Source organism: Poseidonocella sp. HB161398, assembly GCF_005870025.1.
GTDB lineage: Bacteria > Pseudomonadota > Alphaproteobacteria > Rhodobacterales > Rhodobacteraceae > Mangrovicoccus.
Genome location: NZ_VATA01000020.1, coordinates 1 through 22,293 on the forward strand (window position 1 = coordinate 1; position 22,293 = coordinate 22,293).

General features: G+C 69.0%; 28 protein-coding genes. 14 read left to right on the plus strand and 14 right to left on the minus strand.

Annotated elements, in window-relative coordinates:
- The coding region (locus FGX59_RS16585) for a transposase (RefSeq protein ID WP_370296069.1) at positions 1–360 on the plus strand (360 nt) is incomplete at its 5' end.
- 122 nt (positions 361–482) lie between these two features.
- On the opposite strand, the gene FGX59_RS16590 is transcribed toward FGX59_RS16585, so the two are convergent.
- From FGX59_RS16590 to FGX59_RS16615, 6 genes are all read right to left on the minus strand, one after another.
- Positions 483–884, minus strand: a complete 402-nt coding sequence (locus FGX59_RS16590) for an IS3 family transposase (protein ID WP_171060677.1) — start codon at positions 882–884, stop codon at positions 483–485.
- Positions 885–912: 28 nt separating this feature from the next.
- Positions 913–1,485, minus strand: a complete 573-nt coding sequence (locus FGX59_RS39705; protein WP_138468262.1) for an IS3 family transposase — start codon at positions 1,483–1,485, stop codon at positions 913–915.
- Positions 1,486–1,676: 191 nt separating this feature from the next.
- On the minus strand, positions 1,677–2,123 hold the full coding sequence (dut, locus tag FGX59_RS16600; protein WP_138468263.1) for a dUTP diphosphatase: 447 nt from the start codon (positions 2,121–2,123) through the stop codon (positions 1,677–1,679).
- A gap of 11 nt (positions 2,124–2,134) precedes the next feature.
- Entirely contained in the window at positions 2,135–3,334 is a 1,200-nt protein-coding gene (coaBC, locus tag FGX59_RS16605) for a bifunctional phosphopantothenoylcysteine decarboxylase/phosphopantothenate--cysteine ligase CoaBC (protein ID WP_138468264.1), read from the minus strand.
- Positions 3,335–3,395: 61 nt separating this feature from the next.
- Entirely contained in the window at positions 3,396–4,193 is a 798-nt protein-coding gene (locus tag FGX59_RS16610) for a ChaN family lipoprotein (RefSeq protein WP_138468374.1), read from the minus strand.
- Positions 4,190–5,068, minus strand: coding sequence for an RNA polymerase factor sigma-32 (locus FGX59_RS16615; RefSeq protein WP_138468265.1), 879 nt, complete (start codon positions 5,066–5,068; stop codon positions 4,190–4,192). The genes FGX59_RS16610 and FGX59_RS16615 overlap by 4 nt, the downstream gene beginning before the upstream one ends.
- 71 nt (positions 5,069–5,139) lie before the next feature.
- Between FGX59_RS16615 and cobU the strand changes: the two genes are divergently transcribed.
- The 9 genes from cobU (at position 5,140) to FGX59_RS16660 (ending at position 13,098) form a co-directional block, all read left to right on the plus strand.
- Positions 5,140–5,661 (plus strand): bifunctional adenosylcobinamide kinase/adenosylcobinamide-phosphate guanylyltransferase, encoded by a 522-nt coding sequence (gene cobU, locus FGX59_RS16620; RefSeq protein WP_138468266.1) that lies wholly within the window; start codon positions 5,140–5,142, stop codon positions 5,659–5,661.
- Positions 5,658–6,233 (plus strand): histidine phosphatase family protein, encoded by a 576-nt coding sequence (locus FGX59_RS16625; RefSeq protein WP_138468267.1) that lies wholly within the window; start codon positions 5,658–5,660, stop codon positions 6,231–6,233. Before cobU ends, FGX59_RS16625 begins: the two co-directional genes overlap by 4 nt.
- 58 nt (positions 6,234–6,291) lie before the next feature.
- A complete protein-coding gene (locus FGX59_RS16630; RefSeq protein ID WP_138468268.1) occupies positions 6,292–6,981 on the plus strand; it encodes a glutathione S-transferase in 690 nt (229 codons plus the stop codon).
- Positions 6,982–7,017: 36 nt separating this feature from the next.
- Positions 7,018–7,590 (plus strand): YceI family protein, encoded by a 573-nt coding sequence (locus tag FGX59_RS16635; protein WP_138468269.1) that lies wholly within the window; start codon positions 7,018–7,020, stop codon positions 7,588–7,590.
- 68 nt (positions 7,591–7,658) lie between these two features.
- Positions 7,659–8,099, plus strand: a complete 441-nt coding sequence (locus FGX59_RS16640) for an OsmC family protein (protein ID WP_138468270.1) — start codon at positions 7,659–7,661, stop codon at positions 8,097–8,099.
- 165 nt (positions 8,100–8,264) lie between these two features.
- A complete protein-coding gene (metG, locus tag FGX59_RS16645) occupies positions 8,265–9,980 on the plus strand; it encodes a methionine--tRNA ligase (RefSeq protein WP_138468271.1) in 1,716 nt (571 codons plus the stop codon).
- 173 nt (positions 9,981–10,153) lie between these two features.
- Positions 10,154–11,572, plus strand: coding sequence for an allantoinase PuuE (gene puuE, locus FGX59_RS16650; protein WP_138468375.1), 1,419 nt, complete (start codon positions 10,154–10,156; stop codon positions 11,570–11,572).
- Positions 11,573–11,590: 18 nt separating this feature from the next.
- Complete coding sequence (gene alc / locus FGX59_RS16655) at positions 11,591–12,613, plus strand: allantoicase (protein ID WP_138468272.1); 1,023 nt, start codon at positions 11,591–11,593, stop codon at positions 12,611–12,613.
- Positions 12,610–13,098, plus strand: a complete 489-nt coding sequence (locus FGX59_RS16660) for an ureidoglycolate lyase (protein WP_138468273.1) — start codon at positions 12,610–12,612, stop codon at positions 13,096–13,098. Before alc ends, FGX59_RS16660 begins: the two co-directional genes overlap by 4 nt.
- Before the next feature lie 9 nt (positions 13,099–13,107).
- Here the strand turns inward: FGX59_RS16660 and FGX59_RS16665 are convergent, their stop codons facing one another.
- Positions 13,108–13,677 (minus strand): SH3 domain-containing protein, encoded by a 570-nt coding sequence (locus tag FGX59_RS16665; RefSeq protein WP_240722516.1) that lies wholly within the window; start codon positions 13,675–13,677, stop codon positions 13,108–13,110.
- Positions 13,678–13,806: 129 nt separating this feature from the next.
- Here FGX59_RS16665 and FGX59_RS16670 point away from each other — a divergent pair, with 129 nt between their 5' ends.
- Positions 13,807–14,793 carry a D-glycerate dehydrogenase gene (locus tag FGX59_RS16670; protein ID WP_138468376.1) on the plus strand — a complete coding sequence of 329 codons (987 nt, stop codon included), beginning with the start codon at positions 13,807–13,809 and terminating at the stop codon, positions 14,791–14,793.
- Positions 14,794–14,812: 19 nt separating this feature from the next.
- Positions 14,813–15,325 (plus strand): AAA family ATPase, encoded by a 513-nt coding sequence (locus FGX59_RS16675; RefSeq protein WP_138468275.1) that lies wholly within the window; start codon positions 14,813–14,815, stop codon positions 15,323–15,325.
- 131 nt (positions 15,326–15,456) lie between these two features.
- Here FGX59_RS16675 and FGX59_RS16680 read toward each other — a convergent pair whose 3' ends face one another.
- The 4 genes from FGX59_RS16680 to FGX59_RS16695 all read right to left on the minus strand — a co-directional run bounded on the left by FGX59_RS16680 (position 15,457) and on the right by FGX59_RS16695 (position 18,723).
- A complete protein-coding gene (locus FGX59_RS16680) occupies positions 15,457–16,212 on the minus strand; it encodes a PAS domain-containing protein (RefSeq protein ID WP_138468276.1) in 756 nt (251 codons plus the stop codon).
- Positions 16,213–16,293: 81 nt separating this feature from the next.
- A complete protein-coding gene (gene panB, locus FGX59_RS16685; RefSeq protein ID WP_138468277.1) occupies positions 16,294–17,103 on the minus strand; it encodes a 3-methyl-2-oxobutanoate hydroxymethyltransferase in 810 nt (269 codons plus the stop codon).
- A 9-nt stretch (positions 17,104–17,112) separates the two neighbouring features.
- Positions 17,113–17,967 carry a pantoate--beta-alanine ligase gene (panC, locus tag FGX59_RS16690; protein WP_138468278.1) on the minus strand — a complete coding sequence of 285 codons (855 nt, stop codon included), beginning with the start codon at positions 17,965–17,967 and terminating at the stop codon, positions 17,113–17,115.
- A 66-nt stretch (positions 17,968–18,033) separates the two neighbouring features.
- Positions 18,034–18,723: a hypothetical protein gene (locus FGX59_RS16695; protein WP_138468279.1), complete on the minus strand. Its 690-nt coding sequence runs from the start codon at positions 18,721–18,723 to the stop codon at positions 18,034–18,036.
- Positions 18,724–18,915: 192 nt separating this feature from the next.
- Between FGX59_RS16695 and FGX59_RS16700 the strand changes: the two genes are divergently transcribed.
- Complete coding sequence (locus FGX59_RS16700) at positions 18,916–19,368, plus strand: CBS domain-containing protein (RefSeq protein ID WP_138468280.1); 453 nt, start codon at positions 18,916–18,918, stop codon at positions 19,366–19,368.
- Positions 19,369–19,379: 11 nt separating this feature from the next.
- Here FGX59_RS16700 and FGX59_RS16705 read toward each other — a convergent pair whose 3' ends face one another.
- Positions 19,380–19,718 carry a carboxymuconolactone decarboxylase family protein gene (locus tag FGX59_RS16705; protein WP_138468281.1) on the minus strand — a complete coding sequence of 113 codons (339 nt, stop codon included), beginning with the start codon at positions 19,716–19,718 and terminating at the stop codon, positions 19,380–19,382.
- Positions 19,719–19,960: 242 nt separating this feature from the next.
- On the opposite strand from FGX59_RS16705, the gene FGX59_RS16710 reads away from it, so the two are divergent.
- Positions 19,961–20,425: a cyclic nucleotide-binding/CBS domain-containing protein gene (locus FGX59_RS16710; protein WP_138468282.1), complete on the plus strand. Its 465-nt coding sequence runs from the start codon at positions 19,961–19,963 to the stop codon at positions 20,423–20,425.
- A 61-nt stretch (positions 20,426–20,486) separates the two neighbouring features.
- Here FGX59_RS16710 and FGX59_RS16715 read toward each other — a convergent pair whose 3' ends face one another.
- Positions 20,487–21,566 (minus strand): BMP family ABC transporter substrate-binding protein, encoded by a 1,080-nt coding sequence (locus FGX59_RS16715; RefSeq protein ID WP_138468283.1) that lies wholly within the window; start codon positions 21,564–21,566, stop codon positions 20,487–20,489.
- Positions 21,487–22,287 (minus strand): ion transporter, encoded by an 801-nt coding sequence (locus FGX59_RS16720; protein WP_138468284.1) that lies wholly within the window; start codon positions 22,285–22,287, stop codon positions 21,487–21,489. Before FGX59_RS16720 ends, FGX59_RS16715 begins: the two co-directional genes overlap by 80 nt.
- Between the last annotated feature and the right edge of the window lie 6 nt (positions 22,288–22,293).

The following is a 22,293-nucleotide window of genomic DNA, read 5'->3' on the forward strand; positions in this document are numbered from 1 at the left end:
AAATGCCATGATGCAATCGCCCATCGTGGCGTCCATGCCGTCATCCCACCGCGCAGGAATGCCAGGCCATGGAAGACTGTCACCGCCGGTGCGATTGCAGGAAACGAGGTCCTGCGAGCCTCGAAACACCTTGGTCGAGCACTTTGGCGACGATGGAGCGGATACCATCGCCGGAGCCGCCTCGAAACCAGGATGCACTCCTTGAAACTGCCGGGGCAGCGTCTCATGGCGCGGGACTTCGACCGCCAGGTTGCGGAACGTCAGGTCCGCATTGCCGTGCTCGTCGGCGACGCCGCGCCCGTCACAGAGATCGTGGAACAAGTCTGTCCGGGGAAGGGGGGTAGGTCGGCTATCACCTGATTTGTGCAACAGGACCGGCGTCACCCTCCCATGCTTGACAAGGACGAAATCAGAGAACCCTCTACACCTACGCGACTTGGGAACTGACCTTGCCGCCGGATTCCGGACTAGGGCGATATTCACTATGCGGCCATCGTGGCGGCCATGTCGATCCTTGCCTGCCCGGGCGTCCGGTAGGCGATGCTGGAGTGGCGGCGTTGCCGGTTGTAGAAAATGGCGATGTACTCGAACAGGGCCGCCTTGGCCTCGCGGCGCGATTTGAACCTGGTTCGATGGACCAGCTCGCTTTTCAGGGAGCAGAAGAGGCTCTCCATCGGCGCGTTCTGCGTCTTCGGATGATCCCCTGGATCATCCGATCCGCTGGCGCGGACCAGCTTGAACTCAAGTCCATTCCCCTTGCTGCTCATGGAAGCCGCGGCTTTCCAGGCCTCCAGCAGGCGCCGGTGGTCCCCGGCAGCATATTGGACGCCCCTATCTGAATGGCAGATCAGTCCCGGCGCCGGCCGCCGGTTCTGCAGCGCCATGCGCATCGCCCCGCCGCGGGGCTGCTTTTCAGACGGTCGGACATCGACCCGCTGCCCGGCAGGCGGTTGCCTGCAATCGCCGAGAGGGGGGCGACGATCTCCATGGTTGCGTTCGCCATCGGTCTCGAACCAGTGGCGACACGATGACGAACTCCTTCACCGCCGCGATATGGAGCCATCCTTCGTCAGTGGGCACGGAGCTGATGTCGGCCAGCCAGATGCGGTCGAGCGCGGCGGCTTTGGAATTCTTCCGCAGAAGGTTTGGCGCAATGCCCAGATTGTGTCGGCTATCTGTCGTGCGGGGGATGCCGCAGCCACGTCGTGGGGGATGACGTCCCCGCGCCATTGTCCTCGGGCAATGGCGGACAATGGCTCGGTCTTTCATTCGCTTGGCCACCGTCTTCCTGGTCACGTGGATACCCCGGTCGCGAAACTCGGCATGAATCCGAGGAGCCCCGTAGCGCCGGAGGCTCGTCTTGAAAATCTTCCGGATCTTGGGCTGGAGGCGCTCGCGGGCAGCCCGGCGCGCCGCCCGTTTGGGCGCGCCGGTCCGCGGCAGGACCTGGAATGGCTTCGAGCGGGAGGAATGGCTCTTCGACAACGACCCCTGTCCGAGCGTCGACTACGATATCTTGCCCGTCGCGCCGGTGGGGTAGCCCGTCAGCTTGTCGGCCATGCTCGGCGGACCGGGCGGCTCATCGTCCTCCGCGCTGCCGGGAACGGCCGCGGGCCGCGGGCCCAGGGGCCGCGCGCTTGCGGACGGCCGGTCCCCGGCGCGCGGGGCGGGCCGGATCAGCTTCGGCCGGTCGAGCCGAAGCCGCCCTCGCTGCGGGCGGTGTCCGACAGCTCCTCGGCCTCGACGGTCTCGAAGCGGGAGACCTGCGCGATCACCGCCTGGGCGATCCGGTCGCCATGGGAGATCGTGAAAGGCTCTTTTCCGAGGTAGTAGAGCCCGACCATCACCGTGCCGCGGTAGTCCTCGTCCACCGTGCCGGGGCTGTTCGGGATGATGAACCCGTGCTTCAGCGCCATGCCCGAGCGCGGGCGGACCTGCATCTCGGTGCCGGGCGGCAGCTCCACGGCGAAGCCGGTCGAGATCATCTTCAGGTCGCCATGGGCGAAGGTCACCGGCCCGTCGGGCAGGAAGGCGCGCAGGTCCATCCCGGCGGCGCCCGGGGTCGCGTAATGCGGCAGCGGCAGGTCGTTGCCGTCGAGACGGCGGAACTTGATGGCGGTCATGGGGGGTCCTTTCAGTCGGTCAGCCGGTCGGCGATGCGCTGAGCCAGGCGGCGGGCGACCTCGGTCTTGCCCATGCGCGGCCAGGTCTCGGCGCCATTGCCGGTAATCAGGGTCACGGCATTCTCGCTGCCGCCCATGATGCCGGTGGCGGGCGAGACGTCATTGGCGAGGATCCAGTCGCAGCCCTTGCGCTCGCGCTTGGCGGTGGCATGGGCGACGACATCGTCGGTCTCGGCGGCGAAGCCCACCACCAGGCAGGGGCGGCCGGTCTTGCGCTGGGAGATGCTGCGCAGGATGTCGGGGTTCTCGGCGAAGTCGAGCGCCGGGGCGCGGCCGGTGCCGTCCTTCTTCATCTTCGAGCCGCTGGCATTGGCGACGCGCCAGTCGGCCACGGCGGCTGCGAAGACGGCGGCATCGGCGGGCAGCGCGGCCTCGACCGCGTCGAGCATCTCGCGGGCGGTCTCCACGCGGATCACCTCGACGCCCTCGGGCGGCGGCACCTCGCCCGGGCCGGTGACGAAGCGCACCCGCGCGCCGAGCGCGGCCAGCGCCGCGGCGATCGCCGTGCCCTGCGCCCCGGAAGAGCGGTTGGCGATGTAGCGCACCGGGTCGATCGGCTCATGCGTCGGGCCGGAGGTGACGAGCACCGTCTTGCCCGAAAGCGGCTTCGGCCCCAGATGCGCCGTGATCGCGGCGAGGATCGCCCCGGGTTCCGCCATCCGCCCGGGCCCGTATTCGCCGCAGGCCATGTCGCCCTCGTCCGGGCCCGCGACGGCGACGCCATCGGCCTTCAGGATCGCCAGGTTGCGCTGGGTGGCCGGGTGCTCCCACATCCGGACATTCATCGCGGGGGCGATCAGCACCGGCGTGTCGGTCGCCAGCAGCAGCGTGGTCGCCAGGTCGTCGGCCGCGCCATGGGCCATCCGCGCCATCAGGTTCGCCGTCGCCGGGGCCACCACCACCAGGTCGGAGACGCGGCTGAGCTGGATATGGCCCATCTCGGCCTCGGAGGTGAGGTCGAAGAGCGCCTCGTGCACCGTCTCGCCCGCCAGCGCGGCGACCGAGAGCGGCGTGACGAATTCCTTCGCGGCGGGGGTCATCACCGGCGTGACCGCGGCCCCGGCCTTGCGGCAGAGCCGGATCAGCTCCAGCACCTTGTAGGCGGCGATGCCGCCGCCGATGATCAACAGAATGCGCTTGCCTGCCAGCATATCGGTCCTCCGGCTTCCGGGCGCATGTAAGGGCAGCCGCGGCCCGGACACAATGGCCGGGCTACTCGAAGGCGGCGCAGGGATCGTCGCGGGGGGCGGGGGCGGTCGCGATCTGGGCATCGAAGAGCGCGGAAGGCTCTTCGGAGCCGGCTTCCGAAAGCGCGATGGCGGCGACCGGGACCTCCGGCGCGGCGGAGGCCAGCGCAGCGGGGATGCCCCAGTCGCGGCGGACATGGCCGCGCCCGGCGATCACCACCACCGGCGGGCCGTAGCGCTCCAGCGCCCCGAGCGCCGTGCGGGCGAAGGCGGCGTCGCGCAGTCGCTGCGCCTCGACCATGCCGGGCAGCATCTCCTCGGGCAGGGCGCCGCAATGGGCGTCGCGCTGCAGATCGAGCCGGTCGGACAGCTCGGCTTCGGGCAGGGGCGCGGCCAGCCCGTACTGCCCGGCCTCCGCGCCGAAGGCGGCCGCGGCGCCCTCGGAAATCGCCTGGTGCAGGGCGTCGCGGGGCAGCGCGGCGCCGAGGACGGCGGCCCCGGGCGCGGCGGCGAAGATGGGATAGTACATGGAGAAATCCGGCCAGCCCGATGCGTCCCAGCCGAGCGCCTCGCGCAGCGCGGGTTCGGATCTGTCTTCGAGCCCGTCAAGCGCCGCCGCCTGGGCAGGCGAGAGCATCTCGAAGACCAGGGCCCTGGGCGCCAGCGCGGCGGTGAACTCCGCCTGCAGCGCGTGATGGCGCGGATTGTCGTGGGTTTCGCCCAGCAGCACGATCTGCGCCGACCGGGCGGCATCGGGCAGGGGCTCTGCCGCCGCCGGACAGGCGGCGGCGAGGCAGAGGAGCGCGGCGCCGAGCGCCGTCAGAGAAAGTCCTGCAGAACCACGTTGCGGGCCTCGAGCGCGCGGCGCATCTTGGCGAAGGCGGCGGCCTCGAGCTGGCGCACGCGCTCCTTCGACAGGCTCATCTCCTGGCCGAGGCTCTCCAGCGTGCGGGTCTCGTCGCGCAGCTTGCGCTCGCGGATGATGAACTGCTCGCGCGGGTTCAGCGCGTCCATCGCCGCCATCAGGTAGTCGCGCATATGCGCCGCATCGTGCGCCAGCTCCACCTGTTCCGAGGACTGCCCGGCCTCGTCCTCCAGCGTGTCGATCCATTCGCGCCCGTCCTCGTCGCTGGACTGGGTGGCGTTCAGCGAGAAATCTGATCCCGAGAGCCGCCCCTCCATCATCTCGACATCCTGCAGCGGGACGCCGACCTCGGTGGCGATCATATGGCGAAGCTGGTGGCTGTCCAGCCTCTCGCCGCGGGCCTCGGCCTCGCGTTCCAGCCGCGCCTGGACCCGGCGGAGGTTGAAGAACAGCGACTTCTGCGAGGAGGTGGAGCCGGTGCGCACCATCGACCAGTTGCGCATCACGTAATCCTGGATCGAGGCCTTGATCCACCACACCGCATAGGTAGAGAAGCGCACGCCGCGATCCGGGTCGAACTTGTCGGCGGCCTTCATCAGGCCGAGGCTGGCCTCCTGGATGAGGTCGTTCATCGGCGCGCCGTAGCGGCGGAATTTCGACGCCATCGAGATTGCCAGCCGCATGTAGGCGGTGATCAGCCTGTGCAGGGCCCGTTCGTCACGCTGATCGCGCCAGGCATAGGCGAGTTTGAGTTCGGTCTCCGCATCGAGTAGTTCCGCTTTCATCGCACGGCGCGAGAAAGTCTGCTCGGCAGGGATAGCATCAAGGGCCATGGACATCGGTCTCCTCTTGTCCCCCTGACTACGCGCGAGACCGGCTTTTGGTTCATCTAGGGAGCTAAAAAATGTTGCCAAATCTTGCGCTCGTGCTAGGCGGCGCGGCCTCGGGGAAGTCGAGATACGCAGAAAGCCTGATTGAAAACAGCGGGTTGGATCGTATCTACCTGGCGACGTCACAGGTCTGGGATGACGAGATGTCGCTGAAGGTCGAGGCGCACCGCCAGCAGCGCGGCCCCGGCTGGACCACGATCGAGGCGCCGATGGCGGTGGGCGACGCGCTGCGCCGCTGTCCGGCGGGGGCGGGGATCCTGCTGGACTGCGCGACGATGTGGCTGACGAACGTGATGCTGGCGGAGGCCGATCTGGCCGCGGCGGAGGCGGCGCTTCTGGCCGGGCTCCATGCCGCGCCGGGGCCGGTTGTGGTGGTCTCGAACGAGGTCGGGCAGGGGATCGTGCCCGACAATCCGCTGGCCCGGCGCTTCCGCGACGCGCAGGGGCGGCTGAACCAGAGGCTGGCCGCGCAGGCGGAGCTGGTCGTGATGGTGACGGCGGGGCTGCCGATGGCGCTGAAGGGGGTGCTGCCATGACCGTTCTGCACTGGGTGCGCCACGGCCCGACCCATGCCCGCACGATGATCGGCTGGACCGACCTGCCGGCCGACCTGTCGGACCGCGCCCGCGTCGCGCGGCTTTCGGCGCATCTGCCCGCCGCGGCGCGGCTGGTCTCCTCGGATCTCTGCCGCGCGGTGGCGACGGCGGATGCGCTGTCGGGCGCGGCGCGCCAGAGGCTGCCGCATGAGCCGGACCTGCGCGAGATCCATTTCGGCGCCTGGGAGAACCGCAGCTTCGCCGAGATCGAGGCCGAGGAGCCCGAGGCCATCGCCGCCTTCTGGCAGCGCCCCGGCCCGTCGCATGCCACCGGGGGGGAATGCTGGGACGCGCTCTCGGCGCGGGTCTCGGCGGCGGCCGACCGGCTGGCGGCGCTCGGCGGCGAGATCATCGTCGTCGCCCATTTCGGCGCCATCCTGACCCAGATCGAGCGCGCCCGCGGCATCGCCGCCCCGGAGGTCTTCGCCCAGAAGATCGAGCCGCTCTCGGTCACCAGCCTGCACCTGGGCGCCAGCGGCTGGGAGGAGCTCTCCGCCAATCACCAGCCCTGATGCCTGGCCCCACAAAATGCAATTTCCGTGATGGGAGGCGGGCCGCTAAGGTCCTGCCATGAGCTACGAACTTTTCATCGGACACGCGTCCTATTCGAGCTGGTCGCTGCGCGCCTGGCTCCTGCTTCACCGGTTCGGCCTGGATTTCGGGCTGGTCCATGTCGACATCTACGAAGGCGGCAAGATGGCCGATCTGGCGCCGGTGGCGCCGGCCCGGACCGTGCCGGTCCTGCGGCTGGCCGACGGCACCGTGATCGGCGACAGCCTGGCCATCGCCGAGACCCTGAACGAGCGCCATGCCGATGCCGGCTTCTGGCCCGGGGACCCGGCGGCGCGGGCGCTGGCGCGCTGGATCACCGCCGAGATGCACTCGGGCTTCGGCGCGCTGCGCGGCCATTGCCCGATGGTCGTCACCCATCAGCGCACCGATTTCCCCGTGCCCGCCGACGTGCAGGCCGATCTGGAGCGGATCGCGGTGCTCTGGGCGGCCGCGCGGGAGCGCTGGGGCGGCGAGGGGCCCTGGCTTTTCGGGCGCTACACCATCGCCGATGCCTTCTTCGCCCCGGTGGCGATGCGGATCGCGGGCTATTGCCTGCCTGCGGAGGGCGCGGCGCGCGACTACGTGAATGCCCATCTTGCCGATCCGGCGATTGCCGAATGGCGGGCGCTCGGCGCCGCCTGGCCGCTGGCCAAGCGCCCGGACTATGCGCTTGCGGGCACCCATCGCGACTGGCCCTCGCAGATCTGAACATGGCAAGCGCCCGGAGCGTGCTATGTTCAGGGCATGGTCCGGCTGCTTCTCATCCTCGGACTGCTTCTCCCGGCGCTGGCCGGGATGGCAGAGCCGCTGAACTACCGGCTCGATCCCGCCGGGTCGGAGCTGCGCTTCGGCTACAAGATCGGCGGGATACCGGCCGAGGGCACGATGCCGGTCAAATCGGCCGAGATGGTGATCGACCTTGCGCGGCTCGGCAATTCCCGCGCCGTCGTCGTGCTTGACGTCAACGGCACCCGCGCGGCCTCGCAGATCGCCACCGACGCGCTGAAGAGCGAGAGCGTGCTCGATGCCGCCGCCCATCCCGAGATCTCCTTCCGCTCCGACAGCGTGACCGGCTCGGTCGCCGAGGGGGCGCGCATCTCCGGGCGGGTGACGATCCGCGGCGTGACGCGGCCGCTGGTGCTGTCGGCGCGGCTCTACCGTCCGCCCGACAGCGATCCCGGCGACCGCGACCGGCTGACCGTGCTCCTGACCGGCAGCATCCAGCGCAGCGCGTTCGGCGCCTCGGGCTATCCCGATCTGGTCGCCGACCGGGTGGACCTGCGGATCCGCGCGGCGCTCCGGCTGATCGGCCGCTGACCCGGGGCGGAACATCCGCCGGGTCGGCCCGTTGACCGGATGCGAACAGCAACCGAAAGGAGCGTCCCATGATCGAGAAACACGGTTCAGCCATCTGGAACGGCGATCTCAAGACCGGCAAGGGGCAGGTCGCGACCGAAAGCGGCGCGCTGGAGGGCCAGCCCTACGGGTTCAACACCCGCTTCGACGGCCAGAAGGGCACCAATCCCGAGGAACTGGTCGGCGCGGCGCATGCCTCCTGCTTTGCCATGGCGCTGTCGATGATCCTCGGCCAGGCCGGGCTGACCCCGCAGGAGATCCGCGCCCGCTCGACCGTCAAGCTGGAGAAGCAGGAGGCGGGCTTCGCCGTGGCCGGGCTCGCGCTCGAGGTCGAGGCGGAAGTGCCCGGCGCCACCGAGGCGGCCTTCCTCGAGGCGGCGGAGACGGCCAAGGCGAACTGCCCGATTTCCAAGCTGATGGCCGCCGAAATCACCATGAAGGCGCGGCTTCTCGCGCCGCAGGGCGCCTGAGCGCCTGAGCGCCGCCCCGCCGGCCGGTCGAGGCCGGCGGGGCTGCCCGGGCAGGCGGCATCGCCCTGCCGTGCCCGGTCCCTTTCCGCATGCCGCCCCATGGCAGTGCTAGAACTCGGCCGGGCCTTCGGCTAAGGGAGGCGGGACGAGACAAAGGCGATATCCATGGCACGCATCCTGATCACTTCCGCGCTCCCCTATATCAACGGCATCAAGCATCTCGGCACGCTGATCGGGTCGCAGCTCCCGGCGGATCTCTATGCCCGCTACAACCGCGCCCGCGGCAACGAGGTGCTGTTCGTCTGCGCCACCGACGAGCATGGCACGCCTGCCGAGCTGGCCGCCGCCAAGGCCGGACAGCCGGTCGCCGATTTCTGCGCCGAGATGCATGGCATCCAGTCGAAGCTGGCCGAGGGGTTCCGCCTGTCCTTCGACCATTTCGGCCGGTCCTCCTCGGTGCAGAACCGCGAGCTGACCCAGGATTTCGCCGCCGCCCTGGCCGAGAACGGCTTCATCGAGGAAGTCTCGGAGAAGATGGTCTACTCGAATGCCGACGGCCGCTTCCTGCCGGACCGCTACATCGAGGGGACCTGCCCGAATTGCGGCTATGACAAGGCCCGCGGCGACCAGTGCGAGAACTGCACCAAGCAGCTCGACCCGACCGACCTGATCAACCCGCGCTCGGCGATCTCCGGCTCGACCGATCTGGAAGTGCGCGAGACCAAGCACCTGTTCCTCAAGCAGTCCGCGATGAAGGACGAGCTGGACGCCTGGATCGACACCAAGGCCGACTGGCCGGTGCTGACCACCTCGATCGCCAAGAAATGGCTGCATGACGGCGACGGGCTGCAGGACCGCGGCATCACCCGCGACCTCGACTGGGGCGTGCCGGTGCAGAAGGGCCGCGAGCCCTGGCCGGGGATGGAGGGCAAGGTCTTCTATGTCTGGTTCGACGCGCCGATCGAGTACATCGCCGCCTCTGCCGAATGGGCCGAGGCCAAGGGGCTGGGCGACGAGGCCTGGCAGCGCTGGTGGCGCACCGACATGGGGGCGCAGGACGTGCGCTATGTCCAGTTCATGGGCAAGGACAACGTCCCCTTCCACACGCTGAGCTTCCCGGCGACGATCATGGGCTCGCGCGAGCCCTGGAAGCTGGTCGACTACATCAAGTCATTCAACTACCTGAACTATGACGGCGGCCAGTTCTCGACCAGCCAGGGCCGGGGCGTCTTCATGGATGCCGCGCTGGAGATCCTTCCGGCCGACTACTGGCGCTGGTGGCTGCTGAGCCACGCGCCGGAAAGCTCCGACAGCGAATTCACCTGGGAGAACTTCCAGGCGGGGGTGAACAAGGACCTCGCCGATGTGCTGGGCAATTTCGTCAGCCGCGTGACCAAGTTCTGCCGCTCGAAATTCGGCGAAGTCGTGCCCGAGGGCGGCCAGTGGGGCGAGGCCGAGGAGGCCGTGCTGAAGGATATCGAGGCGCGGGTGAAGACCTACGAGTCGCTGATGGAGGCGATGGAGGTCCGCAAGGCCAGCCAGGAGCTGCGCGGCATCTGGGTCGCTGGCAACGAATACCTGCAGGCCGCCGCGCCCTGGTCGGTCTTCAAGACCGATCCCGAGCAGGCCGCCGCGCAGGTGCGTTTCGCGCTGAACCTCGCCGTGGTCTATGCCGGGCTCTCCGCCCCCTTCATCCCCGATGCCGCCGAGACGCTGCGCGAGACCTTCGCGCTGCAGGTCATCGACTGGCCCGAGGATGTCCGCGCGACCATGACGGAGACGCTGAAGCCCGGCCATGCCTTCACCGTGCCGGAGGTGCTCTTCGCCAAGATCACCGACGACCAGCGCGACGAATGGCAGGCGCGCTTCGCCGGCCAGTGACCGCGGCAGGGGCGGCCGGGCGCGGCTGCCCTCGATTTCATCTTTGAGCGGGATACCGCGCCGCAGGCAGCGCCCGGGCAGGCGGTTTCCGTTTGTCCGGCGCGGGCGTGCTTCATAAGGTCGGCCCGGGACTGCCGGAACCGGCGAGAGACGAGGAAGACCGAATGACCGAGATGCCGAACCGCTATGAACGGAACATGCGCGGCTACGGGGCCAACCCGCCGGATGCCCGCTGGCCGGGCGGCGCCAAGATCGCGGTCAATTTCGTCGTCAATTACGAAGAGGGCGGCGAGAACTGCCTTCTGCACGGCGACACCTATTCCGAGGCCTTCCTGTCCGAAATCGTCGGCGCCGCCAACTGGGTCGGCCAGCGCCACTGGAACATGGAGTCGATCTACGAATACGGCGCCCGCGCGGGGTTCTGGCGGCTGCACCGGATCTTCACCCGCAGCGATGTCCCGGTCACGGTCTACGGCGTCGCCTCGGCGATGGCGCGCAGCCCCGAGCAGGTCATGGCGATGCAGGAGGCCGGCTGGGAAATGGCCAGCCACGGGCTGAAATGGATCGAATTCAAGGACATGCCCGCGGAAGACGAGCGCGCCCAGATGATGGAGGCGATCCGCCTCCATGCCGAGGTCACCGGCGAGCGTCCGCGCGGCTGGTACACCGGGCGGGCCTCGATGAATTCGGTGCCGCTGGCGGCCGAAGAGGGCGGCTTCGACTACATCGCCGACACCTATGACGACGATCTGCCCTACTGGAAGCGCTTCGGCGAGCGCGACCAGCTGATCATCCCCTACACGCTCGACGCCAATGACATGCGCTTCGCCTCGGCGCAGGGCTTCAATACCGGCGAGCATTTCTTCCAGTACCTCAAGGACGCCTTCGACGGGCTCTATGCCGAGGGCGTCGCGGGCAAGGCCAAGATGATGACCGTCGGGCTGCATTGCCGCCTGGCCGGGCGGCCGGGGCGCGCCGAGGCGGTGAAGCGCTTCCTCGCCTATGTGCAGTCCCATGACCAGGTCTGGATCGCCACCCGCGCCCAGATCGCGGCGCATTGGGCGGCAGAGCACCCGCCGGCAGAGCCGTTCCGTCCGACCGAACTGCCGCTCGACGCCTTCGTCGCGAAATTCGGCAGCATCTACGAGCATTCGCCCTGGATCGCCGAGCGCGCCTGGGGGCTGGAGCTGGGTCCGGCGCATGATTCGCTGGCCGGGATGCATATCGCCCTGGCCCGCGCCTTCCGCTCGGCCAGCGCCGAGGAGCGCATGGGCGTGCTGCGCGCTCATCCCGACCTGGCCGGCAAGCTCGCCGCGGCGAAGCGGCTGACCGCGGAGTCGACCGCCGAGCAGGCCTCGGCCGGGCTCGACGCGCTGACCGATGCCGAGCGCGCCGCCTTCGAGGAGCTCAACGGCGCCTATACCTCGAAATTCGGATTTCCCTTCATCATCGCGGTGCGCGACAACACCAAGGAGACCATTCTGGCCGCGTTCCGGCGCCGCCTCTCCCACGATGCGGAAACCGAATTCGCAGAGGCTTGCAGGCAGGTCGAGCGCATCGCATACCTTCGCCTATCCGAATTCTTCTCATAGTCAGGAACCAGAGGCGGAATGCCTTCGATCGAAAACCTCAGCCCGGACATGCCGCTGTTTGCGCGCACCGGGATCAACCTTGCTTCGGCGGGCCTCGGTGCCCGCGCGATTGCCAGCTCCAATGAATTCTTCGCGCCGCTCGAGCGGATGCTCGCGGACGCGCCCGCCGTGTTCATCCCCGACAAGTTCGACGATCACGGGAAGTGGATGGACGGCTGGGAAACCCAGCGGCGCCGCGACGGCGGCCATGACTGGGGGATCGTCAAGCTCGCCGCGCCCGGCCGGGTGCTGGGCTTCGACATCGACACCTCGCATTTCACTGGCAACTACGCGCCGGCCTGCCGGATCGAGGCGGCCTCGCTGCCCGCGGGCAAGGAACCCGATGCCGACACGGCCTGGGTGCAGATCCTCAAGCACCGCGCGCTCGGCGCCGATGCGCATCACTACTTCCCCTGCCAGAGCTACGAGCTGTGGACCCATCTGCGGCTGCACATCTATCCCGATGGCGGTGTCGCGCGGCTGCGCGTCTACGGCGTGCCCGAGCTCGACCCGACCAACGACGGGCAGGAGATCGACCTGGCGGCCGCGCTGAACGGCGGCCGGATCCTGGCCTTCTCGGATGCGCATTACGGCGATTTCAACCGCCTGCTGGCGCCCGGGCGCGGCATCAACATGGGCGACGGCTGGGAAACCCGGCGGCGGCGCGAGCCCGGCTATGACTGGATGATCATCGCCCTCGGCGCGCGCGGCCATATCCACAAGGCGCTGGTCGACACGCACCACTTCAAGGGGAACTTCCCCGACCGCTGCTCGATCCAGGCGGCGGATATGGGCGCCTTCGGCGACGGGCTGACCGACGCGCTGATCACCGACTCGATGTTCTGGAAGGAGCTGCTGCCGCAGCAGCGGCTGAGCGCGGACGCGATCCACACCTTCGCCGACGATCTGGAACCCGATTTCGGCCCGGTGACGCATGTGCGCTTCAACATCTATCCCGACGGGGGCGTCAGCCGCCTGAGGCTCTTCGGCCGGCCGGCATGACGATCGTCGCGGAGCCGCTCACCCGGGCGGCTTTCGCGCCCTTCGGCGATGTGCTGGAGGTCGCGGGGGCGCCGGACAGGATCATCAACCAGGGGCTCTGCGGCCGCTACCACGATCTTGCGCGGCTCGATTTCGGGCCGGGCGGATCTGCCGGGATCAGCCTTTTCAAGGCCGAGCCGCGGCAGCTGCCCTACCGTCTGGAGATGGTCGAACGCCATCCCGAGGGCAGCCAGGCCTTCCTGCCGATGTCGCCCGATCCCTTCCTGGTGGTGGTGGCAGAGGGCGACGCGCCGGTTCCGGGCAGGGTCCATGCCTTCCTGACGGCGCCGGGGCAGGGGATCAACCTGCATCGCGGCACCTGGCACGGCGTGCTGACGCCGCTCTCGGCGCCGGGGCTCTTCGCCGTGGTGGACCGGATCGGCACGACTGCCAATCTCGAAGAGCACTGGTTCGAGGCGCCGATGACCGTGGTCGCGCCGGTCTGAGGCCCGCCGCTACTGCCCGGCCGCGGTTGCGGCCGCATCGGCGGCCAGGTCGGCGGGCGGCGGCGCGATGTCCGAGCGCTCGGGCATCACCGGATCGCCCGCGCCCCAGAGCCCGTCCTCGTGCACCCAGCCGCGCACGCCGTCGGCGGATATGCGGCACCAGCCGCTCTCGCATTCCCTCAGCTGCGCGATCACGCCTTCCTGCGCCTCCGCCAGGATGTCGTCGGGCGAGTCCCCCGGGCTGCGGTGGATCGGCATCATGTCCTGGTCGATGATCACCGTGCGGGTGCGGCTCAGCAGGACGTAGTGCACCCAGCCGCCGAAGCCGTCGCGGTCGACCACCCGGCGCCAGTGGCCGTATTCGGCAGTCACCAGCAGCGGCATGTTGCGGTGCTTGAACACCCAGTCGATGCGATGGTTGATCGAGGGGCCGCGCCGCGCATTCGCCTCGGGCGCCTTCATCGACACCCAGCGGGGCAGCGGCTGCCCGGTTTCCGGCCCGATGCGCTGCTGCGCGGCGGCCGGAACCGCTGCGGCCAGCGCGACCGCCACAAGGACAGCCCTGTACAATGGTCCCATTGCCATGCCTCTGCTCTGCCTGGGCTGCGGTTTAAATTGCCGCGCGCGCACCGGGGTTCTTGTGTCCCCACTTCTTATGCCGCAATTTGCCATCGAATGGGGTTCAAGGAAAGACCGAGGGTGGAGAGAATGGGGCAGGATCGGCTGAAAGTTATTGTGACCCGGCGGTTGCCCGAACCGGTGGAGAAGCGCCTGGCGGATCTTTTCGACACGACCCTGCGCGAAGACGACACGCCGATGACCAAGGCCGAGCTGATCGAGGCGATCCGCACCGCCGATGTCCTGGTGCCCACCGTGACCGACCAGATCGACGCCGGCATGATCGCCCAGGCGGGTCCGCGGATGAAGCTCTTTGCCAATTACGGCGCCGGGGTGGACCATATCGACGTGCGCACCGCACGGCAGCGCGGCATCCTGGTCAGCTACACGCCCAATGTCGTCACCGACGACACTGCTGACATGGCGATGGCGCTGATGCTGTCGGTGACCCGGCGGATCCCCGAGGGGCTGGCGCTGATGCAGTCGGGCCAGTGGAAGGGCTGGGCGCCGACCGCGCTGCTTGGCGGACGGCTCGGCGGACGGCGGCTGGGCATCATCGGCATGGGCCGGATCGGCACCGCCGTGGCGCGCCGCGCCAGGGCCTTCGGGCTCGAGATCCACTACCACAACCGCCGCCCGGTCCATGCCGCGGTGGCGCAGGAGCTGGGCGCGACCTACTGGGAGGATCTCGACGAGATGATCCGCCGCGCCGACATCCTGTCGATCAACTGCCCCTCCACCGCCGACACGTTCCACATGGTCAATTCGCGGCGGCTGAAGATGATGAAGCGCTCGGCCGTGATCGTGAACACCTCGCGCGGCGAGGTGGTCGACGAGGCCGCGCTGACCCGGGCCCTGCGCGCGGGCGAGCTGGCGGGCGCCGGGCTCGACGTGTTCGAGCGCGGGCCGGAATTCTCGCCGCAGCTGCGCGAGCTGCCCAATGTCGTCCTCCTGCCGCATATGGGCTCGGCCACGGTCGAGGGCCGGATCGAGATGGGCGAGAAGGTCATCATCAACATCAAGACCTTCGCCGATGGCCACCGCCCGCCGGACCAGGTGATCCCCGGCATGCTCTGAGCGGCAGGGCGCGGCCGGAATGGCCGTTCTCGTCGCCTTTGCGGGCCTGCCCGGCACCGGCAAGAGCACGATCGCCCGCGCGCTGTCGGTGGCGGCGGGCGCGGTATATCTGCGGGTCGACGAGATCGACGCCGCGATCTGGGCGCTCGATCCGGGGCGCGATATCGGACCCGAAAGCTACCATGTGGCGGCGGCGCTGGCGGCCTCCAATCTGGAGCTCGGCCATGCGGCCATCATCGATTGCGTGAATCCCTGGCCGCTGACCCGCGCGATCTTCTCCGCCGCGGCGGAGCGCGCGGGCGTGCCGATGCTGGGGGTGGAGACCATCTGCGCGGACCGGGCGGAGCACCGCCGCCGGGTGGAGACGCGCGCGACCGGCGTGCCGGGGCTGGCCATGCCGGACTGGGCGGCGGTCGAGGCGCGCGACTACGAGCCCTGGGAGGCGGCCGATCTGCGGATCGACACGGGCATCACCGGCGTGGCGGAGGCGGTGGCGGCGATCCGGTCCCGGCTCGGGACGGGGCCGGCCTGACATCGCAATGGGTCCGCGACGCGGGGCGGCACGCAGTCCGGCTGCTTGCCTGGCCCGGCGGGACGGATGGCGACGGACCTGCGGCGCCGCAAGGGCCGGGTGCGGGCCGCGGCCGTTGGCGGCGGGACAGCTCAGGCGTTGTGGCGCATGCCGAGGGCGAAGAGATCCTGGTCGGGGCGCAGCCGCTTCACCTGGCTGGTGACATCGGTCATGTAGACCAGCGCGCCCAGCACGCCGCCCTCGCAGGAGGCGACCGGGCGCATGTCGCAGCGCATGATCTTGGCCTTGCCGCCTTCGGGCAGGGCGACATGGTAGCTCTGCGGGGCGCCCTCGAAGCAGGCATCCAGCCGCTGCCGCGCCCGGGTCTCGAAGCGGTGGCTGCCGATCACCTCGGCCAGGGGCAGCCCCATCAGCGAGATCTGCTGCCGCCCGAAATGCCGCGCGGTGTCCTCGCTGGTGGCGATGAAGCGGTAGTCGGTGTCGATCAGCGACAGCCGCCCGCGGGCGAAGGCGACGTAATCCGCCACCGAACCGCCGAAATGCGACGGCACCCGGCAGGCGCGGCCATTGCTGCGCGGCGCAGCCTGGACCGCATAGGGCCGGTCGATGGCGCCGCAGGTCTCCTGCGCGGCCTCGAGCAGTGCCGAGAGCTCGCTGTCGAAGCCCTGCAGCTGCGCGTCGCGGCGGATCAGGTTGACGATGCAGGCCAGCTTCTGCGCGGCCTCGCGCTCGTCGCGCGGCACGGTCGCCAGCAGCGCGCCGCGCAGATCCTGCGCCTGGCGCAGCAGCAGGGACAGATCCGCAGTATTCGCCGCCTCCTGCTGGAGGAGCGAGTCAATGCGGCTATGAACTAGACTGAATTGTGCCAGAGCGCTGAGCAACGTCATGATGCCACCCGCCGGTCCGCCTCCCGATTTCCCTCGGCCGGATGGAAGCGGTTTAGCTTGTCCAGGTCAAGCAAATTGACGTTAGCGGTAGACCTGGTCCTCGCCGGGGAAGGAGCGGTCGCGCACTTCTTCGGCATAGGCGCGCACGGCGTCCTTGATCATCGCGCCGAGCTGGCCGTAGACCTTGACGAATTTCGGCGTCCAGGGGTTCAGGCCCAGCATGTCCTCGAGCACCAGCACCTGGCCGTCGCAATGCGCCGAGGCGCCGATGCCGATCGTGGGGATGGAGACCTGCTCGGTGATCCGCCGCGCCAGCGGCTCCACCATGCCCTCGAGCACGATGGCGAAGGCGCCGGCCTCGGCCACGGCGCGGGCGTCTTCCTCGTGCTGCGGCCAGCTTTCCTCGTCGCGGCCCTGGGTCTTGAACCCGCCCATCACGTTGGTCGATTGCGGCGTCAGGCCGATATGCGCCATCACCGGGATGCCGCGCTCGGTCAGGAAGCGGATGGTCTCGGCCATGCGGCGGCCCCCCTCCAGCTTGACCGCGCCGCAGCCGGTCTCCTTCATGATCCGCGCGGCGTTGCGGAAGGCCTCGGAGGGGCTCTCCTCGTAGGTGCCGAAGGGCATGTCGACGACGATCAGCGCGCGCTGCGTGCCGCGGACCACGGCCTTGCCATGCATGATCATCAGCTCGAGCGAGACGCCCAGCGTCGAGTCCATGCCGTGCATCACCATGCCGAGGCTGTCGCCGACCAGGATGAAATCGGCGACCTCGTCGACGATGGCCGCGGTATGGGCATGGTAGGAGGTCAGCGAGACGATCGGCTCGCCGCCCTTGCGCCGCGCGATCTGGGGGACGGTGACGCGGCGGATGGGGGCCTGGGTGCTCATGGAAACTCCTTAGACGGGGGATACGACGCGGTTGTCGATCAGCAGGATGGCGCCGAAGCGCACGGCCAGCAGGATCACGGCCGGACGGTCGAGCGGACCGTCGAGATCGCCGAGGGTCTGCGCATCCTGGATGTCGATGGCATCGACCTCGGCCGAGGGCGCCTCGGCCAGGGTCAGCGCGATGTCGGCGCGCAGCTCGTCGATCGTGACCGGCGCGGCGGCGGCCATCGCCTCGGCGCGCTCCAGCGCGCGGCTCAGCACCGGCGCCTCGACGCGGTGCTCGGGCAGCAGCCGCACATTGCGCGAGGACATGGCCAGCCCGTCGGGCTCGCGCACGATCGGATGGCCGAAGACCTCCACCGGCATGTCGAGATCGCGCACCATGGTGCGGATCACCGCCAGCTGCTGGTAGTCCTTCTCGCCGAAGAAGGCGGCATCCGGCCCGACGATGTTGAAAAGCTTGGTGACGACCGTCGCCACGCCGCGGAAATGGCCCGGGCGCAGCGCGCCGATCAGCACGCGCGACAATCCGGTGGTCTCGACGATGGTCTGCGCGCCCGGCGGGTACATTTCCTCCACCGCGGGCAGCAGGACCGCGTCCACGCCCTCGGCGCGCAGGAGGTCCATGTCGCGGGCATCGTCGCGGGGGTACTTCTCCAGGTCGGAGGGATCCTCGAACTGGGTCGGATTGACGAAGACCGAGACCACCACCCGGTCGCATTGCGACCGCGCCAGGCGGACAAGGCCCAGATGGCCCTCGTGCAGCGCGCCCATCGTCGGCACGAAGCCGATCCTCTGCGCGCCGCCGGCACGCATCGTGGCAGTCGCGCGGCGCATCTCGGACTTGCTTCGGCAGATTTCCATGGGGCACCCTCCCGGTATTGGTGCCGGGAATACGCAACCCGGACGGCGCAGGCAAGGCGTCGCGGCTCAGGCGACGGCGGTTCGGCTGCCGGGGCGGGGCCAGGCGGCGCTCAGCTTCGGGGCGGCGGCGGCGCGGTCGGCCTTCAAGAGCGCGACATAGTCCTTCACCACATGGTCGATGCCGAAATGCGACCGCGCGCTGTCGAGCTCCTGCACCGAGCCCAGATTGCGCATCCGCGCCAGCTTGTACCCCTCGGTGACGAAATCCTGCTTCCAGACGACATTCATCACCCAGCCCTCGCCGGGCACTCTCGGCTGGTCGTCGCGGATCACCTGCGGCGAGGCGAAGCCGATGGCGGGGACCTGCAGCGCGGTGCCGATGATCTGCGCGGCGGCTGCGCCCAGCGAATGGCCGGCGACGAATTTCGGGCGGCGGTTCCCGAGGAAGGCCATCACCTTCAGCGCATGCAGCAGGAAGCCGCCATGGAACTGCGTCACCGGCAGCGCGCCGGTCAGCAGCGAGATCCGGCCGGTCTCGGCCAGCCGACGCCCGGGGCGGAGATTGAAATTGGCATAGTCGCCGATGCTGTCCGATCCGGTGATCAGGAGCGTGCCGCCGGTGGTCAGCGCCGCCTGCGCCTGGTGGTCGGGCGAGACATCGGCCAGCCCCGCGACCCGGCGGTTCGCGAGCATCGCCTTGCGGAACCCGTCGAGCTCTCCGGCGACCTCGACATAGTCGCGCGCCATGACCGCCATGGCCGGCCCCTCCCTGCCTGTCGCCTGCCCTAGCGGCAGGCTGCCCGCAGACTTAACCACCGGGCCGGGCCGCCTGTCCAGCGCGGCGCCAGCGGTTAGGATTCTTTAACCGCGCGGGCAGGTTCCATGCCGCAACTGTCCCGCATTCGCCTACAATGAAGGCCATGGTTCTGGACAAACAGGGAGGACAACATGATTCATCAGTCCATCGCCACGATCGTGACATCCCGCAAGGTCCGCACCGTATCCCCGCAGGCCACCGTACGCGAGGCCTGCCATCTGCTGGTCGCCTCGCCCGAGGGCGCGGTCGCGGTCCTCGACGAGGGGCGGCTGGTCGGCATCCTCTCCGAACATGACGTGATCGCCCGCGCGATCTGCGCCGAGCGCCCGACCACGGAAACCCCGGTCAGCGCCATCATGACCGCCGAGCCGCGGAGCGTGGAGGTCTCGGCCAGCCTGGCAGAGGCGATGCGGATCATGACCGACGGCGATTTCCGCCACCTGCCGGTCATGCTGGGCCGCGAGCTGGTCGGGATCCTGTCGATGCGGGACATCCCGACCCAGTACCGGCTGCTGGTAGAGCGCTTCTCGGAATTCCGCGACGCCGCGCAGGAGGCCGGGGACCGCGTCACGCTGCTGGTCTAGCAGCCCGGCGCTCAGGCGGCGGCAAGCTCGTCATAGCAGGCCAGCGTCTTGGCCGCGTACATCAGCGAGGGGCCGCCGCCCATCTGCACGCACATCTGCAGCATGTCCGAGATCTCGGCCCGGGTCGCGCCGCATTTCACCAGCGCCTCGGTATGGAAGGCGATGCAGGGTTCGCAGCGATCGGCGACCGCAATGGCCAGGGCGATCAGCTCCAGCGTCTTCTTATCCAGCGCCTCGCCGGTCTTGGCGGCTTTCGAGAGCGCGCCGAAGCCCTTGCTCATCTCCGGCGCCGCCTGGTTCAGGCTGCGCAGGCTGGTTCTCATCTCGTCGAGCTTGTCGGCCCAGGTCATGATCGGCCCCTTTCCGGGAATGGTGACTGACGGCACCGCTCTAGCTCCGGACGCATGCGGGAAACTTGATCCATGGCAAATTCCGCATCCCCGAGTCAGGAAAAAGCCGGAATTTCCGCCTGCGCCGGAGGGACTTGGCGGAAGGTTTTCCGGCGGAGGGGGCCGGGCGGGGGAAAGCTGCGGTTTTGTAACGAATTCATGACAAACCGGAGTCGTGCTATCATCACCCGGAGGAGGAGAGGATGACGATCAGAACCGTTGGGGAGGCGGTGGCCGGGCGGCCGCTCTGCCGGATCGGGCCGGAGCGGAGCCTGCGCGAGGCCTGCCGCGCCATGCGGGACGCCGATGCCGATGCGCTGGCCGTGACCGAGGGGGACAGGCTGCGCGGCATCCTGTGCGAGACCGACGTGATCCGCCGCGCGGTCTGCGAGGGGCGGGGGATGGACGGCACCACGGTCGCCGAGATCATGAGCCCCGATCCCTGCGCCATCGGCAGCGGGCAGAGCATCGCCGCGGCGCTGGCGATGATGCGCGAGAGCGGGGTGCGCCATCTGCCGGTGCTTGGCCCCGGCGCGACCGGCCGCAGCGTGATCGGCATCCTGTCGATGCGCGACATCCCCACCGACTACCGGATGATGGCCGACCGCTTCGCCGAGGCCCAGGCCGGGCCCCGCCCGCTGGCCGAGCGCGGCATCCGCGTCTCGTGAAACGCGAAAGCGCGCGGGAGGTCCCGCGCGCTTCGTCCTGTCCGGCAACTGCCCTTGCGGATCAGTTCGGGATCTCGCCGGTCACGCCCTCGACATAGAAGCTCATGCCCGCCAGCGCGCCGTCATCGGCAACCTCGCCCTCGGCCAGCCACGGCGTGCCGTCCTGCTTGTTCAGCGGGCCGGTGAACGGGTGGTAGCTGCCGTCGACGATCGCGTTCATGACCTCGGTTGCCTTGGCCTTCACCTCTTCGGGCATGGCGTCGGAGAACTCGCCGATGCCGACCATGCCGTCCTTGATGCCCGACCAGGTGGCCGCGGTCTCCCAGGTGCCGTCCATCACTGCCTGGACGCGCTCTTCGTAATAGGGCGCCCATTCGTCGATGATCGAGCTCAGCCGCGGCTTCGGCGCGTATTGCGCCATGTCCGCCGCCTGGCCGAAGCCGTAGCCGCCGGATTTCTCCAGCGTCGCCAGCGGCGCGGTGGAGTCGGTATGGGCCAGCACGACATCGACGCCCTGTTCGACCAGCGCCTGGGTCGCGTCGGCTTCCTTCGCCGGGTCGTACCAGGTGTTCAGCCAGACGACGCGGATCTCGACATCCGGGTTCACCTTCTTGGCGTGGATGTAGGAGCTGTTGATGCCGCGGATGACTTCCGGGATCGGGAAGGAGGCGAGATAGCCGATCTTGTTCGACTCCGTCATCATGCCGGCGATCGTGCCCATCACCGCGCGGCCCTCGTAGAAGCGGGCCGAGTAGTTGGCGAAGTTCGGGCCGGACTTGTAGCCGGTCGCGTGCTCGAACTTCACGTTCGGGAACTTGCCGGCGACGGCCTCGACCTGGTCCATGTAGCCGAAGGAGGTGGCGAAGATGATATCCGCGCCGGTCAGCGCCATCTGCGTCATCACCCGCTCGGCATCCGGGCCCTCGGGCACGCTTTCCTGCTCGACCAGCTCGATGGCGTCGCCGAAATGCTCTTTCAGCTTCATGGCGGCCTCGTGGTGGTGCTGCGACCAGCCGCCGTCATTCACCGGGCCGACATAGACGAAGCCGACCTTGACCGGATCAGCCGCGAGGGCTGCGGTCGCTGCGCCCATGGCGAGGGCGAGGCTGGCGAGTATGCCGGGAATGCTGGGAAATCTCATGTCGTTCCTTCCTGCTGCGATCTTGCCGGGACTGCTCGATGAGCGCCGATGTAATGACGGCGGCGGGGACGGCAATCACCCCCAGCCCGACGAATAGGATGGCCGAGGTGAAGATCCGTCCCCCGACCGTGATGGGATAGCTGTCGCCGTAGCCGACAGTGGTGAAGCTGACGATGGCCCACCAGAAGCTCTCCGGGATCGAGCCGAAGGCCTCGGGCTGGGCCTCGTGCTCGAAGATGTAGATGCCGACCGCCGCGATATAGAGCACGATGCCCGCGATCAGCGCGAAGACCGCGAGGTCGCCCTTGACCGAGCCGAGCGCGCCGGAGAGCCGGTCGAGCGCATGGGCGGCGCGCAGCAGCTTCAGCAGCCGGAACAGCCGGACGATGCGCAGCGAGCGCAAGGCGGCCCATTGCGGATGCAGCACCGCCAGAGCCGGCAGGCAGGACATCAGGTCGACGATCCCCCAGAAGCTCAGCGCGTAGCGCAGCGGATGCGGCGCGCAGACCAGCCGGGTGACGTATTCCGCGGTGAAGATCGCCAGCACCACCCATTCGAAGACGCGCATCGTCTCGCGCAGGAGCGGCGGCAGCGTGTCGATGGTTTCCAGCGTGATCGCCACGGCCGAGAACAGGATCGCGCCGTTCAGCGCGAAGGCCACGAACCGTCCAAGCCGGGGATGGGTGCCTTCCAGCACGTCCAGGATCTCGTCTCGTCTCATCCGTCC

What these genes read in the sequence shown, in the direction of transcription:
- puuE (WP_138468375.1), top strand. Translation starts at nt 10,154, where the DNA reads ATGCCGAACCGCTATGAACGGAACATGCGCGGCTACGGGGCCAACCCG.
- FGX59_RS16625 (WP_138468267.1), top strand. Translation starts at nt 5,658, where the DNA reads ATGACCGTTCTGCACTGGGTGCGCCACGGCCCGACCCATGCCCGCACG.
- FGX59_RS16675 (WP_138468275.1), top strand. Translation starts at nt 14,813, where the DNA reads ATGGCCGTTCTCGTCGCCTTTGCGGGCCTGCCCGGCACCGGCAAGAGC.
- FGX59_RS16640 (WP_138468270.1), top strand. Translation starts at nt 7,659, where the DNA reads ATGATCGAGAAACACGGTTCAGCCATCTGGAACGGCGATCTCAAGACC.
- FGX59_RS16700 (WP_138468280.1), top strand. Translation starts at nt 18,916, where the DNA reads ATGATTCATCAGTCCATCGCCACGATCGTGACATCCCGCAAGGTCCGC.
- panB (WP_138468277.1), bottom strand. Translation starts at nt 17,103, where the DNA reads ATGAGCACCCAGGCCCCCATCCGCCGCGTCACCGTCCCCCAGATCGCG.
- FGX59_RS16710 (WP_138468282.1), top strand. Translation starts at nt 19,961, where the DNA reads ATGACGATCAGAACCGTTGGGGAGGCGGTGGCCGGGCGGCCGCTCTGC.
- coaBC (WP_138468264.1), bottom strand. Translation starts at nt 3,334, where the DNA reads ATGCTGGCAGGCAAGCGCATTCTGTTGATCATCGGCGGCGGCATCGCC.
- FGX59_RS16630 (WP_138468268.1), top strand. Translation starts at nt 6,292, where the DNA reads ATGAGCTACGAACTTTTCATCGGACACGCGTCCTATTCGAGCTGGTCG.
- FGX59_RS16695 (WP_138468279.1), bottom strand. Translation starts at nt 18,723, where the DNA reads ATGGCGGTCATGGCGCGCGACTATGTCGAGGTCGCCGGAGAGCTCGAC.
- FGX59_RS16635 (WP_138468269.1), top strand. Translation starts at nt 7,018, where the DNA reads ATGGTCCGGCTGCTTCTCATCCTCGGACTGCTTCTCCCGGCGCTGGCC.
- panC (WP_138468278.1), bottom strand. Translation starts at nt 17,967, where the DNA reads ATGGAAATCTGCCGAAGCAAGTCCGAGATGCGCCGCGCGACTGCCACG.
- FGX59_RS16665 (WP_240722516.1), bottom strand. Translation starts at nt 13,677, where the DNA reads ATGGGACCATTGTACAGGGCTGTCCTTGTGGCGGTCGCGCTGGCCGCA.
- FGX59_RS16615 (WP_138468265.1), bottom strand. Translation starts at nt 5,068, where the DNA reads ATGGCCCTTGATGCTATCCCTGCCGAGCAGACTTTCTCGCGCCGTGCG.
- FGX59_RS16680 (WP_138468276.1), bottom strand. Translation starts at nt 16,212, where the DNA reads ATGACGTTGCTCAGCGCTCTGGCACAATTCAGTCTAGTTCATAGCCGC.
- FGX59_RS16670 (WP_138468376.1), top strand. Translation starts at nt 13,807, where the DNA reads ATGGGGCAGGATCGGCTGAAAGTTATTGTGACCCGGCGGTTGCCCGAA.
- cobU (WP_138468266.1), top strand. Translation starts at nt 5,140, where the DNA reads ATGTTGCCAAATCTTGCGCTCGTGCTAGGCGGCGCGGCCTCGGGGAAG.
- FGX59_RS16715 (WP_138468283.1), bottom strand. Translation starts at nt 21,566, where the DNA reads ATGAGATTTCCCAGCATTCCCGGCATACTCGCCAGCCTCGCCCTCGCC.
- alc (WP_138468272.1), top strand. Translation starts at nt 11,591, where the DNA reads ATGCCTTCGATCGAAAACCTCAGCCCGGACATGCCGCTGTTTGCGCGC.
- FGX59_RS16660 (WP_138468273.1), top strand. Translation starts at nt 12,610, where the DNA reads ATGACGATCGTCGCGGAGCCGCTCACCCGGGCGGCTTTCGCGCCCTTC.
- FGX59_RS16720 (WP_138468284.1), bottom strand. Translation starts at nt 22,287, where the DNA reads ATGAGACGAGACGAGATCCTGGACGTGCTGGAAGGCACCCATCCCCGG.
- dut (WP_138468263.1), bottom strand. Translation starts at nt 2,123, where the DNA reads ATGACCGCCATCAAGTTCCGCCGTCTCGACGGCAACGACCTGCCGCTG.
- metG (WP_138468271.1), top strand. Translation starts at nt 8,265, where the DNA reads ATGGCACGCATCCTGATCACTTCCGCGCTCCCCTATATCAACGGCATC.
- FGX59_RS16705 (WP_138468281.1), bottom strand. Translation starts at nt 19,718, where the DNA reads ATGACCTGGGCCGACAAGCTCGACGAGATGAGAACCAGCCTGCGCAGC.
- FGX59_RS16590 (WP_171060677.1), bottom strand. Translation starts at nt 884, where the DNA reads ATGGCGCTGCAGAACCGGCGGCCGGCGCCGGGACTGATCTGCCATTCA.